11 protein-coding genes are annotated in these 16,677 nt (G+C 71.4%); 6 read left to right on the top strand and 5 right to left on the bottom strand.

What is annotated here, in order from left to right:
- Window positions 1-636: 636 nt before the first annotated feature.
- Together LDL48_RS13650 and LDL48_RS13645 are read right to left on the bottom strand one after the other, a co-directional pair.
- Window positions 637-1,896 carry an amidohydrolase gene (locus LDL48_RS13650; RefSeq protein WP_225255438.1) on the bottom strand — a complete coding sequence of 420 codons (1,260 nt, stop codon included), beginning with the start codon at window positions 1,894-1,896 and terminating at the stop codon, window positions 637-639.
- A gap of 207 nt (window positions 1,897-2,103) precedes the next feature.
- Window positions 2,104-3,663: an acyl-CoA mutase large subunit family protein gene (locus LDL48_RS13645; protein ID WP_225255437.1), complete on the bottom strand. Its 1,560-nt coding sequence runs from the start codon at window positions 3,661-3,663 to the stop codon at window positions 2,104-2,106.
- 204 nt (window positions 3,664-3,867) lie between these two features.
- On the opposite strand from LDL48_RS13645, the gene LDL48_RS13640 reads away from it, so the two are divergent.
- Window positions 3,868-5,829 carry a serine/threonine-protein kinase gene (locus LDL48_RS13640; protein WP_225255436.1) on the top strand — a complete coding sequence of 654 codons (1,962 nt, stop codon included), beginning with the start codon at window positions 3,868-3,870 and terminating at the stop codon, window positions 5,827-5,829.
- Between the two features lie 26 nt (window positions 5,830-5,855).
- Entirely contained in the window at window positions 5,856-7,496 is a 1,641-nt protein-coding gene (locus LDL48_RS13635) for a phospho-sugar mutase (protein WP_225255435.1), read from the top strand.
- A gap of 3 nt (window positions 7,497-7,499) precedes the next feature.
- Here LDL48_RS13635 and LDL48_RS13630 read toward each other — a convergent pair whose 3' ends face one another.
- The 3 genes from LDL48_RS13630 to upp form a co-directional block, all read right to left on the bottom strand.
- The gene (locus LDL48_RS13630; protein WP_225255434.1) at window positions 7,500-8,183 is read right to left on the bottom strand and encodes a GOLPH3/VPS74 family protein; all 684 of its coding nucleotides are present in this window, start codon (window positions 8,181-8,183) and stop codon (window positions 7,500-7,502) included.
- Between the two features lie 28 nt (window positions 8,184-8,211).
- Window positions 8,212-11,712, bottom strand: coding sequence for a bifunctional glycosyltransferase/CDP-glycerol:glycerophosphate glycerophosphotransferase (locus LDL48_RS13625; RefSeq protein WP_225255433.1), 3,501 nt, complete (start codon window positions 11,710-11,712; stop codon window positions 8,212-8,214).
- Window positions 11,713-11,785: 73 nt separating this feature from the next.
- Entirely contained in the window at window positions 11,786-12,418 is a 633-nt protein-coding gene (upp, locus tag LDL48_RS13620) for a uracil phosphoribosyltransferase (protein WP_225255432.1), read from the bottom strand.
- 61 nt (window positions 12,419-12,479) lie between these two features.
- Between upp and deoC the strand changes: the two genes are divergently transcribed.
- From deoC to LDL48_RS13600, 4 genes are all read left to right on the top strand, one after another.
- Window positions 12,480-13,406 carry a deoxyribose-phosphate aldolase gene (gene deoC, locus LDL48_RS13615; protein ID WP_225255431.1) on the top strand — a complete coding sequence of 309 codons (927 nt, stop codon included), beginning with the start codon at window positions 12,480-12,482 and terminating at the stop codon, window positions 13,404-13,406.
- Between the two features lie 3 nt (window positions 13,407-13,409).
- Window positions 13,410-14,828, top strand: a complete 1,419-nt coding sequence (locus tag LDL48_RS13610; protein WP_225255430.1) for an aldehyde dehydrogenase family protein — start codon at window positions 13,410-13,412, stop codon at window positions 14,826-14,828.
- Complete coding sequence (locus LDL48_RS13605) at window positions 14,821-15,636, top strand: aldehyde dehydrogenase family protein (protein ID WP_225255429.1); 816 nt, start codon at window positions 14,821-14,823, stop codon at window positions 15,634-15,636. The genes LDL48_RS13610 and LDL48_RS13605 overlap by 8 nt, the downstream gene beginning before the upstream one ends.
- A gap of 125 nt (window positions 15,637-15,761) precedes the next feature.
- On the top strand, window positions 15,762-16,604 hold the full coding sequence (locus tag LDL48_RS13600; RefSeq protein WP_225255428.1) for a SatS C-terminal domain-containing protein: 843 nt from the start codon (window positions 15,762-15,764) through the stop codon (window positions 16,602-16,604).
- Window positions 16,605-16,677 lie beyond the last annotated feature (73 nt).

Below are 16,677 nucleotides of genomic sequence, written 5' to 3'. Positions count from 1 at the left end.
CCCGGCCACCGCAACCACCGGCCAGCCAACCGCCACGACGTCCATATCGTCACCAGCGCAAACGCCAACCCGAAAAACAAGAAAACACATAACCCCAGACCACGCCGCACAGGTTAAAACTCAAGCTAAGGCCTGTTTCGGAACCCGGCCAGGGCTACGGCGTGGCCCAGGCGCCGACTGACGGCGTCCGCAGAACGGCCACATACAACCCCGGTATGAGGCCGCCCTGCGGCCGACGCCAGCCGACCCCTGGACCTCGCCTCGCACTTGGCCGGGTTCCGAAACAGGCCTTAGCCCGATGAGTCGCGGGCTCGCCGAGCCCGCGACCCTCCGGTTGACCGAAATGCGGCCTTGTTCCGGCTCCCGGTCGGGCCGGCCACGCTGATTTGCCCGTTACACCACCTTGGTTCGACGAGATCTTGGAGGCCAGCACAAATCTTGGCGCCGAACCGCCCCCAGGAGGGCCGGGGCACTCCAAGATCTGCCCGGGGCTCCAAGATCTGCAGCCGGTCGGCGACGTCTGCCCGAAATGCCAGGAGTCTTCTGCCCCCACAAGCGCGCCACGTGCACCCACGGCTATCGACCGGTCGCGATGCCCATCCTCGGCCACCGACCGATGAAGGGTGTCCGTCCGAATTAGAACGCGCCCGTCGACAGCGCCGCCAGAGCTGTGTGCACCATGACCCGCACGCCGTACCCGATGCAGCGCTCGTCCACGTCGAAGTTGCCCTGGTGCAGGTCGTGCCGGATCTCGCTGCCGGGCGTGCCGGTGCCGAGCCGGAACATCGCCCCGGGCACCTGCTCGAGGTAGAACGAGAAGTCCTCGCCGCCCATGCTGATCTCGGCCTCGACCACCCGGTCCGCTCCGAGTGCCGCACCCGCCGCGCCCGCGACCACGGCGGACGCCATCCGGTCGTTGATCACCGGCGGGACGCCGCGGGTGTAGCGCACGTCCACCTCGGCGCCGGTGGCGGCCACCACGTCGCGGATCAGCTTGCCGATCAGCTCGGGCGCTTCGCGCCAGGCGTCCCGGTTGAGAATCCGCACGGTGCCGCGCACGTAGCCCTCGCCGGGGATGGCGTTGAAGGCCTCGCCGGCGTGCACCGCGCCCCAGACCATGGAGACGCCGGCGCGCGGGTCGACCCGGCGGTCCAGCAGGGCCGGCACGTCGATGATGACCCGGCCCAGGGCGTGCACCAGGTCGGCGGTGAGGTGCGGCCGGGCGGTGTGGCCGCCGGGGCCGGTGAGCGTGACCTCGACCGTGTCGGCGGCGGCGGTGAACGCGCCGGAGCGCACGCCGACCAGGCCGGCCGGCAGTTGCGGGTAGCAGTGCAGCGCGTAGATCGCGACGACGTCCTTGAGGGCGCCGGACTCGATCACCTCGGGGGCGCCGGACGGCACGCACTCCTCGGCCGGCTGGAAGATCAGCCGGACCCGGCCGGGCAGTTCGCCCTGCTGGTCGAGCTGCGCCAGGGCCTGGCCGAGGCCGATCAGGACGGTGGTGTGCACGTCGTGGCCGCAGGCGTGGGCGACGTGCGGGACGGTGGAGCGGTACGGCACGTCCTTGGTGTCCTGCAGCGGCAGCGCGTCCAGGTCGGCGCGGAAGGCGATCACCCGGTCGCCGGTGCCGATGTCGCAGATCAGGCCGTTGCCCTTGGGCAGCATGCGCGGGGACAGGCCGGCGACGGCGAGCTCGCGGGCGACCAGGGCGGCGGTCTCGAACTCGGAGTGGGACGGCTCCGGGTGGGCGTGGATGTGCCGCCGGATGGACACCAGTTCCGCGCCGTGGGCGGCGAGCCAACGGTCCAGCTGGCCGGGCAGCGGGTCGGCCCCGGGCGGGGGGCCCGGGAAGGATGCCATCTGGATGCCCTCCGGCATCGTCACCGCACTCGTCACGTCGGATTCACTGTCGCTTTCGAGAAAGAGTCGGGTTTCCGCAACGCGCGACAGCCTAGTCCGATTGTGGTGACGCTGTGCAACGTCATTACCGTGCTGACCGGGTCGCGGATTGTCACGAATGGGAAAAGCGGCGTCCACGACTTCACCACCTCCTACAACGGGTTACGGATCGTGGAGGTGACGTGGTTCAACCGGGCTACGCCGCTAGAAATGCTCGACCGGGTGGTACACGCCCCATACGCCCCGTAACGTGTGACAGACCTCCCCCACCGTGGCACGCAGGCGCAACGCCTCGCGCATGAACGGGAGAACATTCGCCGTACCCTCTGCGGCCTTTGCCAGTTCGGCGAGCGCCGCGTCGACGGCCGCGCCGTCCCGGTCCCGGCGCAGCGCGGCCAGCCGGGCGGCCTGCCCCGCCTCGATCGCGGGATCGACCCGCAGCGGCTCGTACTTCTCGTCGGCGTCGGTGGTGAAGCGGTTGACCCCCACCACGACCCGCTCGCCGCCGTCGATCTGGTTGGCGATCCGGTACGCCGACGCCTCGATCTCCTGCTTCTGGAAGCCCTGCTCGATGGCGTCGACCACGGACCCGTACGAGAACACCCGCTCGATCAGCGCGGTGGCCGCGGCCTCCACCTCGTCGGTCATCGCCTCCACCGCGTACGAGCCGGCGAACGGGTCCACGGTGTCGGTGAGCCCGGTCTCGTACGCCAGCACCTGCTGGGTACGCAGCGCCAGCCGCGCCGACTTCTCGGTGGGCAGCGCCATGGCCTCGTCGTACGCGTTGGTGTGCAGCGACTGGGTGCCGCCGGCCACCGCGCCCAGCGCCTGGATCGCCACCCGGATCAGGTTGACCTCGGGCTGCTGCGCGGTGAGCTGGACGCCCGCGGTCTGGGTGTGGAACCGCAGCATCATCGACTTCGGGTCGCGGGCGCCGAAGTCCTCGCGCATGATCCGGGCCCACATCCGGCGGGCGGCCCGGAACTTGGCGATCTCCTCGAGCAGGGTGGTGCGGGCCACGAAGAAGAACGACAGCCGCGGCGCGAAGTCGTCCACGGCGAGTCCGGCGGCGATCGCGGCCCGGACGTACTCGATGCCGTTGGCCAGCGTGAACGCGATCTCCTGCGCGGGCGTGGCCCCGGCCTCGGCCATGTGGTAGCCGGAGATCGAGATGGTGTTCCACCGGGGGATCTCGGCGCGGCAGTAGGCGAACGTGTCGGCGACCAGGCGCAGCGACGGCTTGGGCGGGAAGATGTACGTCCCCCGGGCGATGTACTCCTTGAGGATGTCGTTCTGGATCGTGCCCTGCAGCGCCGCGGCCGGCACCCCCTGCTCCTCCGCGACCAGCTGGTAGAGCAGCAGCAGAACGGACCCGGGCGCGTTGATCGTCATGGAGGTGGAGACCCGGTCCAGCGGGATGCCCTGGAACAGCCGGCGCATGTCGTCGATCGAGTCGATGGCCACCCCGACCTTGCCGACCTCGCCGTGTGCGATCGGCTCGTCCGAGTCGTACCCCATCTGGGTGGGCAGGTCGAACGCGACGGACAGGCCCATCGTGCCGGCCGCGAGCAGCTGGTGGTAGCGCGCGTTGGACTCGGCCGCGGTGCCGAAGCCGGCGTACTGGCGCATGGTCCAGGGGCGTTTGGTGTACATCGTCGGGTAGACGCCACGGGTGTACGGGTACTCGCCGGGGCGGCCCACGTTCTCTCCGACGTCCGGGGCGTCGTACACCGATTTGATATGAAACCCGGATTCTGCGTCCACCGGCAAATCCTAAATCCTTGTTAAGCACGGATGAGTGAGTGGTTTCGCACTCTGCGCGGACTTTGTGCGACGCACCGCTATCTGCCCGCTACCCAGGGTCGACTTCGACAGAACACTCCCGCACCGACTTTCGTAAAAGGGGTGCGAACCGGCAAGATATCGTGGTTGGTTCCACGCCCCCTACATCCCTCGGTGGCATTCTCAGTGACTCAGATTCCGACGTGGAGCAGCGGGAACACGGCTCCTACCAGCGGACGCGCGGCCCCGGGCACGCTCATCGGCGGTCGGTACACGCTGCGTGCCGCGGTGGGCCACGGCGGCATGGGCACGGTCTGGCGCGCGGCGGACACGCTGCTCCGCCGCGACGTGGCCATCAAGGAGGTCGTCCTCCCGCCGGGCCTGGCGCCCAGCGACCGCGACTCGATGTACGAGCGGACCATGCGTGAGGCCCGGGCCGCCGCGGCGCTGCAGCACCCGGCCGTGGTGCAGGTCTACGACGTGGTCCACGAGAACGGCCGCCCCTGGATCGTGATGGAGCTGCTGGACGCCCGCAGCCTGGCCGACATGGTCATCGAGGACGGCCCGGTCGCGCCCCGGGTGGTCGCCAAGATCGGCATCGCGCTGCTCGGCGCGCTCGAGGTGGCCCACGCGCACGGCGTGCTGCACCGGGACGTCAAGCCGGCCAACGTGCTGATCTGCTCGGACGGCCGCTGCGTGCTGACCGACTTCGGCGTCGCCCGGATGCCCACCGACGTGCAGCTCACCACGCCCGGCATGGTGCTGGGCTCGCCGCACTTCATCTCGCCGGAACGCGCCATGGGCAGCGACTTCGGCCCGCCCAGCGACCTGTTCTCGCTGGGCGTGACGCTGTACACCGCGGTGGAGGGCCGCCCGCCGTTCGACAAGGGTGACCCGATCGAGACCATGCACGCGGTGGTCGAGGATCCGCCCGCGCCGACGTCCCGGGCCGGCTCGCTGAACACCGTGCTGATGGGCCTGCTGGAGAAGGACCCGGCCCAGCGCTTCGACGTGCCGACCGCGCGCACCATGCTGCGTCAGCAGCTGGCCGGCCCGCTGGCCAGCAAGGCACCGCCGCACATGATGACGGACCCGTACGCGGTGGTGCCGACCCAGCGTCCCGCGGCCGCGGAGACCCAGCCGATCCCGCCCAAGCCGACCGGCCAGATCGGCGGCCGGGCCATGCTGGCGCCCGGCGAGTCGCTGACCGGGCGCCTGGCCAATCTGCGCCAGGGTGGCCGCCGCCGGCCCACCGCGGACGACACCGCGGTGGTCCCGCCCACCGGCGCCTACCCGTCTCCGGGCACGGACAGCGACCGCACCAGCGTGCTGCCCCCGAACGCACCGCGCAGCGCCCCGCCGAACGCTCCCACCAGCGGCCCCGGCGGCGACACCACCGCCGTGGTACCGCCCCGCGAGGCATGGAGCGGCGCCCGCGCGGCCGGCGAGTCGACGTCCGGCACCGTGGTCCGGAGCCCGGCGGCCCGCCGGCGCGCGATGATCGACAACGCGGTCCGCGCCGCCCGGGAGACCGGCACCCGGGCCGTCACCACCGTCCGGGGCTGGCCGCGCAACATCCAGCTCGCGGCCGGCGGCGCCGGCCTGGCCGTGGTGCTGCTGCTGGGCGTGGTGATCGCGTTCTCCGGCGACGAGGAGCCGGCCCCGACGGCGCAGAAGCCGACCGGCCAGCAGCCGGTGCCCGCCTCCTTCGCCACCCAGGACCACAAGGCCAAGGGCGTCACGGTGAAGGTGCCCAAGGACTGGAAGCGCACGTCCGGCGGCAACTGGGTGGACTACGTCGACCCGGAGGACAACAAGCGCAAGGTCCGCATCCTGGTGGAGACGGGTACGGCGGAGCCGCGCCGGTTCGCCGAACGGATCGCCGAGAACACGCTGAAGGGCTCGAAGAACTGCCCGAAGCCGTACAAGCGGGTGGCGGTCACCGACGTCGAGGTGGCCGGTCACCCGGGTGCCCAGCTGGAGTACACCTGCGGCAGCGGGGCGAGCATGCGCCACGGCATCTGGCGGGAGACCACGGTCGGCGGAAAGATGTACTCGTTCTACCTGACCGCGACGGACGCCCAGTTCGCCGAGAGCAAGCCGTTCTTCGACGAGATGACGCGCACTTTCGCCCTCGACGCCTCCTGAGCACAGGCCCGTGCTATCCACGGTGCATGGCAATTGATGACCTTCGCGCGCTCGCCGAACGCTGGCTCGCCGACGACCCCGACGCGGTCACCCGGGACGAGCTGCGCGAACTGATCGCCGGTCTGCCGGCGACCACGGCCGAGCTGCGGGACCGCTTCGCCGGTCCGCTCACGTTCGGCACCGCCGGCCTGCGCGGCCGGCTGCGCGCCGGCCCGAACGGGATGAACGTCGCGGTGGTGACCCGGGCCGCCGCCGGGCTGGTCCGGTGGCTGGCCGCGCAGGACGCCGACGGCCCGCTGGTGATCGGGTACGACGCCCGGCACGGCTCGCGCGAGTTCGCCGAACGCACCGCGCGGGTCGCCACCGGGGCCGGACGTGCGGCGCTGCTGCTGCCCGGCCCGTTGCCGACGCCGGTGCTCGCGCACGCCGTCCGGTCGCTGGACGCGGCCGCCGGGGTGATGGTCACCGCCAGCCACAACCCGCCGCAGGACAACGGCTACAAGGTCTATCTGGGTGCCGCCCTGGGCGGTCCCGGCGGCGCCGGGGCGCAGATCGTGCCGCCCGCCGACACCGGCATCGAGGCCGCCATCCGGTCCGTGGACACGCTGGCCGGCGTCCCGCTGGGCGGGCCGGGCACGGTGCTGGACGAGACCGTCGTCGAGGGGTACGTGGACCGCGCCGCGTCCGTGGTCGCCGCCGGACCGCGCGCCCTGCGGGTGGCGTACACGCCGCTGCACGGGGTGGGCGGTGCGGTGCTGACCGCCGCGTTCCGGCGGGCCGGGTTCGACGCCCCGGACGTGGTCGCCGAGCAGGCCGAGCCGGACCCGGACTTCCCGACCGTGGCGTTCCCCAACCCGGAGGAGCCGGGCGCCATGGACCTGCTGCTGGCGCTCGCCACGGCCGGTGACGCGGACCTGGCCGTCGCCAACGACCCGGACGCCGACCGGTGCGCGATCGCCGTGCCGTCCGCCGCCGGGTGGCGCCCGCTCACCGGCGACCAGCTCGGCACGCTGCTGGCCGACCACCTGATCCGCCGCGGCCGGCCGGGCACGTACGCCACCACGATCGTGTCCTCGACGCTGCTGCGGGCGTTGTGCGCGGCCCGCGGCGTGCCGTACGCGGAGACGCTCACCGGCTTCAAGTGGATCGTCCGGGCGGCCGGCGAGCTGGCCTTCGGCTACGAGGAGGCGCTCGGCTACTGCGTGGCGCCGGACCTGGTGCGCGACAAGGACGGGATCACCGCGGCCCTGCTGGTCGCGGAGCTGGCCGCGGCGCTGCGGGCCGAGGGCCGGACGATCGCCGACCGGCTGGACGAACTCGATTCGGAGTTCGGCGTGCACCGCACCGACCAGCTCTCGGTCCGGGTCACCGACCTCGACGACATCACTCGTACGATGACGCACGTCCGGGGTACGCCGCCCACCCGGCTGCTCGGCGAGGACGTCACCGGCACCGAGGACCGGCTGCCGGACGCGGACGTGCTGACGGTGCGGACCGGGCGTACCCGGGTGGTGATCCGGCCGTCCGGCACCGAGCCGAAGCTGAAGGCGTACCTCGAGGTGGTGGAACCGGTCGCGGACGGCGACCTGGCCGGGGCCCGGGCCCGCGCCGACGCCGCCATGACGGACCTGCGCCGGGAGGTGTCCGCGGCGCTCGGCCTGGCCTGAGCCTCAGACCTGCTTGGGCGTGCCCAGCGCGGCCTGGATCGCCTTGCCCAGCGTCGCCACCACCAGCGCGACGCTGGGCCGCACGATCGAGTCCTCCAGGTTCGCGCCGCCGGAGAAGCCGGCGCCGCTGGCGATCTCCTCCAGGCGGCGGTGCGCCTCGGCGGCCTCCTCCGGCGGCAGCCGCAGGGCCGGCTCCATCCGGGTCGCCACCAGCAGGGTGGCCAGCGCCGCGGTCCGCTCGTCCGGGATGCTTCCGCTGATCAGCGCCTCGCCCAGGCGCTTGCGGATCTCGGCCTCGACCGCCGGGTCGGTGGTCGGATAGCGGTGTACGTGGATGTAGTCCAGCTGGGTCTCGTCGACGTCCCGCACCACCCCGCGCTCCACCAGGTCGGCCAGCACCCGGTTGCGCAGGCCGTGCCGGAGCCGCTGCAGCCACTGCGCCGGCGTGTGCGGGTCGTCCGCGGCCGCCTTGGCCAGCACCGCGTCGGCGATCGGGTCGCCCACCGGGGTCGGGTCGATGACCTTCAGATAGCCCTCGACGTAGGCGACGCGCCCGGCCAGGGCCAGGTCGACCATCACGGCGGCGGCCATCCCGAGGTCGAGCCCGATCCGGGAACCGGTCGCCTTGCCGGTCTGGTCGTCGTACGCGAGGAGGAGAAGTTCCTCAGCCAGGGCGATGGAGGTCATGTCTCAGCACATTAGTGGCCGTCGTCACCTAGCGTTTGCCCGCCTCCAGCATGTGATCGGCCAGCGCCGCGGCGGCGCGCCCGTCGTCGAGGTCGCACGCCTTGGCCGCGAACGCCGCGTACCGTTCGCGGTACTCCCGGGACACCGTCTCCACGTCGTGGATCGCGGTGATCACCTCCTCGGACGTGCTGAGCAGCGGCCCGGGGGCCTCCGCCTCGAAGTCGAAGTAGAAGCCGCGCAGTTCGTCCCGGTAGTGCGCCAGGTCATAGGTGAAGAACAGCATCGGCCGGCCGGTGTTGGCGAAGTCGAACATCACCGAGGAGTAGTCGGTGACCAGCACGTCCGTGACGGCCAGCAGATCGGCCATGTCCGGGTAGGTGGAGACGTCGTAGACGAAGCCGTCACCCTCGCCGGGGATCTCGTCGATCACGTTCGGGTGACGGCGCACCAGCAGCACGTGGTCGGTGCCGAGCCGGGCCGCCGCGTCCGCCACGTCGAGGTGCACCGGGATCCGGTACCCGCCGTCGCTGTACTGGTCGTCGCGCCAGGTCGGTGCGTACAGGATGATCTTTTTGTCCTGGGGCACGCCGATGGTGGCGCGGATCCGGGCGTCGACCTCGGCACGGTCCCGGAACAGGATGTCGTTGCGCGGGTAGCCGATCTCCAGCATCTCGCCGGTGTAGCCGAACGCGCGCCGCAGGATCGGGGTGCTGAAGCGGTTCGGCGACACCAGGTACGTCCAGTTCGGCGCCTCCTGGGCCAGCTTCGCCAGGTAGCTCTGGTCGGTGAACTTGACGTCCGCGATGTCGAAGCCGATCCGCTTGAGCGGCGTGCCGTGCCAGGTCTGCACCACGACCTGCCCGGCCCGGCGCCGGAACCAGGCCGGCAGGTGCTGGTTGGTCACGATGTAGCGGGACGTGGCGAGCGCGTCGTACCAGCGGCGGCTCCACAGCGGCACGGCCTCCGCGGTGGGCGGCACCGGCGCCTGACCCTCGGTGGAGAGCCACAGATGTTCCAGCGGCAGACCGCGGGACACCAGTTCCTCGTGCACCGCCCGCGGGTTGTCCGAGTACTGCCGGCCGGTGAAGCTGTTGTAGAACACCGCGTCGCGCAGCGGCTCCTCGCGCCGGGGCAGGTAGTGCTCGGCGCGCAGCCGGGCCGCATTGCCCTTGCCGCGTTCGGTCTCCGCGATCGCCGAGCGGACCCGCAGCACCAGCCGCTCGTCGCTGTGCCACTCGCAGGTGACCCGGGGCGCGTCGCCGGCCAGCGGCAGCGGCGTCGCGGCCAGCACCGCGGGGGCGGCGGGCAGCGCCCGGATCGGCTCCCGGCCGTTGCGGCACAGCACGTGCCAGGTGCCGGAACGGAGCCGGATGTGCCCGCCGAAGTTCGGTACCGCGTCCGGGTCGATCTCCACGCTCCAGGCGTCGCCCTCCACCCGCGCCGGGAAGGTCCGGAGTTCCCGGCCGGAGCCGAGCCGCAGCACCAGGGCCAGCCGCGACCAGTCGCCGGAGCCGGGCGGGATCCGTCCGGCGAACCGGTACGCCCGGGCCGCCGACGTGACCTCGGTGACCGTCGGGCACGGCGGCAGCGCCACCAGCCTCGGGTACCGGTCCGGCGTGGCGTGCAGGTGCACCGTCCGGACGCCGAGCTCGAGCGGCGTCCAGGCGAGGTCGTCGGCCACGGTCACCCGGATCCGGCGGGGCTTGTCGCCGGTGCCGCCGACCAGGTCGACGCTCCACCGGTCGGCCGGCTCGTTGACCCGCAGCGGCGGGTAGGTGACCCCGTCACGCTGCAGCTCACCGGCCGGGATGCGGAACCGGAACCGGCCGCCGTCCTGGTCCACCGGGTAGCTGCCCCAGGGCAGTCCCTCGGCCCGCGACAGCTGCGCGGTGAGCGGGGCCGCGGCCGGGGCGTTCTCCCCCTCGATCTCCACGTGCCGCTCGCCGTCGATCTCGACCAGCCGGCCGCCGGTGATCCGGACCGGGCTGCGCTCCACCCGGACCCGCAGGTTGCCGCCGTCGACGAACGGGGTGATCCGTACGCCGTCGGCGTACCGGCTGGTGAACCGGATCGGGTTGGCCGGCTGGCCCATCTCCAGCGGGCCCTGGCTCCACCGGCTCACGCCGACGACGCCGACCGCCACGGTCCACACGCCGTCGCGCCAGGCGCCGTCCGCGGCGCGCAGGCTGTCCGGGTCGATCACGGCCTCGAAGCCGGACCAGTCGTACGTGGTCTTCGGCGTGCCGTGGTCGCCGGTGGCGTCGATGCACCGGCGGCTGACCAGCGGTGTCCGCTTCGTCCGGGTGCCGCCCTTGCCGGTCAGCCAGATCAGCCGGGACGTGCTCCACGGCTTCGCCGCGGACTGGCCGGGAATGAAGGCGTGCCCGCGGATCCGCAGCCGGCCGTCCGTCCAGGACACCTCGTGCACCTTGGTGCGCGGGCTCGGCGTGCCGGCCAGGAACAGCTCCGGCGGCAGCTGCGGCAGGTTCGCCCGGAACAGGTCCATGTCGTGGTAGCGGCGCAGCCCGCGGCGGGCGATCCGGCGCGGCTTGTGCACCGTGGGGATCAGCTTCAGCAGCTCGGGCAGCATCCGGTGCCGGATCAGCGACCACAGCACCCGCAGGTTCGCGTCCAGCTCGCCGATGATGCCGGGGTCGATGGTGTCCAGGTACTCGTTCGTCTTCTCCAGGAAGACCTTGCGGTAGTCGTCGTCGACGTCCGGCAGCACGCGCACGAACAGCATCAGGTCGCTCTTCAGGACGGACGCGTCGTAGAGCCGCTTGATCCGGTCCTCGCCGCGCTCGCCGAGCATCCGGCTCACGCCCCAGCAGTTGTCCAGCCGGTCGATGAACGCCGGGATCTCGCCGCGCCGCTGGGTGATGGACCGGTCCTCGCCCTCGCGTTGCCGCCAGTAGTAGACCGGCACGGACAGCACGTCGACGGACTCGGCCAGCACGTGCGCCGGGATGGTGACCGGGATGTCCTCGTAGAGCACGCCCTCCGGGAAGCGGAACCCGTGCGCGTCCCAGAACGAACGGCGGTACACCTTGTTCCACGCGGTCCGGTCGGCGAGCAGGGCCGGTCGCTTGCGGACGTGGGTACGCAGCTTCGTGGTGCCGAACGCGCCCTTGTGCATGGGCGAGCCGGTCATCCCCTTGGTGGTGTACCGCAGCACGTTGCCGCAGGAGAAGTCGGAACCGGTCTGCTCGATCGAGCCGACCAGCAGCTCCGCGGCGTACGGCGCCAGCGAGTCGTCACTGTCGACGAACATCAGGTAGTCGCCGGTGACGTGTTCCAGACCGGTGTTGCGGGCCGCGCCCAGGCCGGCGTTGGCCTTGCGGACCAGCGTGAACCGGGAGTCCTTCTCGGCGAACCGGGCGGCGATGGCGGCACTGTCGTCGGTGGACCCGTCGTCGACCATGACCACGTCGAGCTCGGCGCGGGTCTGCCCGGCGATCGAGGAGAGACATTCGTCCAGGTACGGAGCCACGTTGTAGATCGGTACAACGATGCTCAGCACGGCACTCATCTGGCGTACGTCTCCCTGGTCCGGGCCGGCCCGGGGTTCCGGGTTGCCGCGAGTCTAGGACCGCGGTGATCGCCTAGAACCGCCGCATGCCACCGAACTGCCGGTCACCGGCGTCGCCGAGGCCGGGCACGATGTACCTTTTGTCGTTCAGGCCCTGGTCGACCGACGCGGTGACCAGGCGCAACGGCAGCCCCGACGCGCGCAGCCGCTCGATGCCCTCCGGCGCGGACAGCACGCAGCACACGATGATGTCGGTGCAGCCCCGGTCCACCAGCAACTGGCAGCAGTGCAGCAGGGAGCCGCCGGTGGCCAGCATCGGGTCCAGCACCAGCACCGGCTGGCCGCTCAGATCGGCGGGCAGCGATTCCATGTAGGCGCGCGGCTCGAACGTGTGCTCGTCGCGGGCCAGGCCCACGAAGCCCATCGACGACTCGGGCAACAGCGCCAGCGCCGAGTCCGCCATGCCCAGGCCGGCCCGCAGCACCGGCACGATCAGCGGCGGGTTGGCCAGCCGGGTGCCCTCGGCGGGCGCCACCGGGGTGGTGACCGTGAACGTCTCCACCGCGAAGGCGCGGGCCGCTTCGTACACCAGCATGGTGGTCAGCTCGTGCAGCGCCGCGCGGAACGCGCCGCTGTCGTTGTTGAGGTCGCGCATCGCGGTGAGGCGAGACCGGGCCAGCGGATGATCGACGACGAGTACGTCCACACGATCAACCTACCGGGCCATTCCAAGATCAACTGTCGGTGGGCCGCGTAGAATCCGTCTCATGACTGCGACGCTCCATCAGGCCGGTGACCTACGGTCGGTTCTGCACGGTCTGCCCGGCGTCGACAAGGTCGGCGTGGAGGCACGGGCGGCGGCGCTCGGCACCCGCTCGGTGAAGACCACCGCCAAGGCCGCCGCGATCGACCTGGCGATCCGGATGGTCGACCTGACCACGCTGGAGGGCTCGGACACCCCGGGCAAGGTCCGCGCGCTGTCCGCCAAGGCGCTGCGCCCGGACCCGGCCGATCCGTCCTGCCCGCCGGTCGCCGCGATCTGCGTGTACCCCGCCATGGTGCCGGTGGCCGCCGAGGTGCTGGCCGGCTCCGGCGTGCACCTGGCCAGCGTGGCGACCGCGTTCCCGTCCGGTCAGGCGCCACTGGCGGTCAAGCTGGCCGACACCCGGGACGCGGTGGCCGGCGGCGCCGACGAGATCGACATGGTGATCAGCCGGGGCGCGTTCCTGGCCGGGCGCTACGACCACGTCTTCGACGAGATCGTCGCGGTCAAGCAGGCGTGCGGCGACGCCCACCTCAAGGTCATCCTGGAGACCGGCGAACTGGGTACGTACGACAACGTGCGCCGGGCGTCCTGGCTGGCCATGCTGGCCGGGGCCGACTTCATCAAGACCTCCACCGGCAAGGTGCCGGTGGCCGCGACGCTTCCGGTGACGCTGGTCATGCTGGAGGCGGTGCGCGACTTCCGGGCCCGCACCGGCCGCCAGGTGGGCGTCAAACCGGCCGGCGGCATCCGCACCACCAAGGACGCGATCAAGTACCTGGTCCTGATCAACGAGACCGTGGGCGACGACTGGCTCAGCCCGGACTGGTTCCGGTTCGGCGCCTCCTCGCTGCTCAACGACCTGCTGATGCAGCGCACCAAGCTGACCACCGGCCACTACGCCGGCCCCGACTACTTCACCCTGGATTAGCCGATGTTCGAGTACGCACCCGCTCCCGAGTCGCGGTCGGTGGTCGAGATCGCGCCGTCCTACGGGCTCTTCATCGACGGCGAGTTCACTCCCGGCAAGGACGTGTTCAAGACCGTCAATCCGGCCTCCGAGGAGGTCCTGGCCGAAGTGGCCGAGGCCGGCCCGGAGGACGTCGACCGGGCCGTGGCCGCCGCCCGCCGCGCGTTCGGCACGTGGTCCGCGCTGCCCGGGCCGGAACGCGCCCGGTACCTGTTCCGGATCGCCCGGATCATCCAGGAGCGCTCCCGCGAACTGGCCGTGCTGGAGTCCCTGGACAACGGCAAGCCGATCCGCGAGTCCCGGGACGTCGACCTGCCGCTGGTGGCCGCGCACTTCTTCTACCACGCGGGCTGGGCCGACAAGCTGGAGTACGCCGGCTTCGGACCGGACCCGCGACCGCTGGGCGTGGCCGGCCAGGTCATCCCGTGGAACTTCCCGCTGCTCATGCTGGCCTGGAAGATCGCCCCGGCGCTGGCCACCGGCAACACGGTGGTGCTCAAGCCGGCCGAGACCACGCCGCTGTCCGCGCTGTTCTTCGCGGACGTGTGCCGCCAGGCCGACCTGCCGCCGGGCGTGGTGAACATCGTCACCGGAGCCGGCGACACCGGCCGTCACCTGGTCGAACACCCGGACGTGAACAAGGTCGCATTCACCGGCTCCACCGAGGTGGGCCGGCAGATCGCCCGCGCGGTGGCCGGCACCGGCAAGAAGCTCTCGCTGGAGCTGGGCGGCAAGGCGGCGAACATCGTCTTCGACGACGCGCCGATCGACCAGGCCGTCGAGGGCATCGTCAACGGCATCTTCTTCAACCAGGGCCACGTCTGCTGCGCCGGGTCGCGGCTGCTGGTGCAGGAGTCGGTGTACGAGCCGCTGATGGAGTCGCTGAAGCGGCGGATGGCCACGCTGCGGCTCGGCGACCCGCTGGACAAGAACACCGACATCGGTGCGATCAACTCCGCCGCCCAGCTGGCCCGGATCCGGGAACTCTCCGACGTGGGTGCGGCCGAGGGCGCCGAGCGCTGGTCACCGGCCTGTGAACTGCCCGAACAGGGCTTCTGGTTCGCGCCGACCATCTTCACCGGCGTCACCCAGGCACACCGGATCGCCCGTGAGGAGATCTTCGGGCCGGTGCTGTCGGTGCTCACCTTCCGCACGCCGGACGAGGCCGTGGAGAAGGCGAACAACACACCGTACGGACTGTCCGCCGGGATCTGGAGCGACAAGGGTTCCCGGATCCTCGCCGTGGCCGACCGGCTCCGGGCCGGCGTGGTGTGGGCCAACACGTTCAACAAGTTCGACCCGACCTCGCCGTTCGGCGGGTACAAGGAGTCCGGTTACGGCCGCGAGGGCGGCCGGCACGGCCTGGAGGCCTACCTTGCCTGAGACCCGTGTTTCGGTACGCAAGACCTACAAGCTGTACATCGGCGGGTCGTTCCCGCGCAGCGAGTCAGGACGGACCTATCTGGTGGACGGCGACAACGTGGCCCTCGCCTCCCGCAAGGACCTCCGGGACGCGGTGGTCGCCGCCCGCAAGGCGCAGCCCGGCTGGGCCGGTGCCACCGCCTACAACCGCGGGCAGGTGCTGTACCGCGTCGCCGAGATGCTGGAGGCCCGCCGGGCCGAGTTCGGCACGCTCGGCGTGGACGCCGCCGAGCTGGACGCGGTGATCGACCGGTGGATCTGGTATGCGGGCTGGTCCGACAAGATCGGCCAGGTGTACGGCGCCGCGAACCCGGTGGCCGGGCCGTACTTCAACCTCTCCGCGCCCGAGCCGACCGGCGTGGTGGGCGTGGTGGCCCCGGCCTCCTTCCTGGGCCTCACCAGCGTGCTGGCCCCGGCGATGGTGACCGGCAACACGGTGGTGGTGCTGGCCGGAGCGCCCCAGGTGGCGGTGACGCTGGCCGAGGTGCTCGCCACCTCGGACGTACCCGGCGGGGTGGTGAACCTGCTCACCGGCCGGGCCGCGGAGACCGCGCCGTGGCTCGCCGCGCACGACGACGTCAACGCGCTCGACCTCACCGGCGTGTCCGACCCGCAGCTGGCGGCCGAGCTGGAACGCGCGGCGGCGGGCAATCTGAAACGGGTACTGCGTCCACCGGCCGACGGGAACGACTTCCGGCGTGACCCGGGACTGCAGCCCATGACCGCTCTGCTGGAGATCAAGACGGTCTGGCATCCGAAAGGTTTCTGACCGCCTAGGACCGGTCAAACCTTCGCAACGGGGGACGGGGCGGTCCGCGTCCAGGAAGACCCTCTAGGGTGTTGTGCGCAGAGTCACCCGTCCGCAGGAAACTCGAGATCAACCCGGAGGTCACCGTGGCCACCCAGTCCGAAGAGTCCGAGGCCTCAGCTGGCCTCTCCGGACATGCGCTCTGGGACGAGGTCCGCATCACGCCCGTCGAGATCGCCATGCCCGGCGGTGTCGGGCTGACGCTGCGGGCGTACCGGAAAGCGTCCGAGCTGACGCCCACCGAGACCGAGTCGGACGACGAGGACCCGTTCGACGCCCGCGAACGCGCCCGCGTCGCCGCCGCCGAGGAGGAGGAAGAGGCCTTCCAGGCCCAGGTCCTGGCCACCGAGGGTGAGCTGGATCCGGCCGAGAAGCGCGACGGCGACGTCGAAGAGCCCGACCCGGCCGACTTCGAGGACGAGCCGGAAGCCGCCACGGATGACGAGGAGGTGCCCGCTTTCCTCAGCCACAAGGGCCGGTTGCTCCTGTTCAAGAGCGCCGAATCGCTCGTCTCCTTCATTCGTTCGGGTGCTCCGCACGACCTCACCCAGTTGGACACCTGGGCCACCGTGGCCGAGCGGGTACAGTCGACCGACGTCGACCCGCGGCCGGACGACCGCTACGAGCTTGACCTCGTGGTGGAAAATCTGCGGGGCGGCCACGACACCTGGGACCTTCCGCTCCTCATCGCGGCCGGTGAGGTCGCCCGGGACCTGGGGTACGCGCTCCGGCTGAAGCCGGTGATCCTGGCACTGTCGCCGGGTTCCCCGTTGGACGACCTGGACGAGTCCCTTCGGTCCGCGGAAAGCGGCGGAATGGGTGGGTTTTTCGGGCGCCGCAGACTCCGTAAAATCGGGGCACAACAGGCCAGTTTGGGTTGGCGTTCGATTATCGGCAAGATCTCTGCCGCTGTGGACTGGCGCGACTGACCCCTCACCAGGGACCATCAGTCCTTGGCCACACGACAGCAGACAACGCAGCAGTAATGAGGATTGTTCGCGG

Source organism: Jidongwangia harbinensis, assembly GCF_020216025.1.
GTDB classification, from domain to species: domain Bacteria; phylum Actinomycetota; class Actinomycetes; order Mycobacteriales; family Micromonosporaceae; genus Actinoplanes; species Actinoplanes harbinensis.
This window is presented reverse-complemented; position numbering and strand designations above follow the sequence as displayed.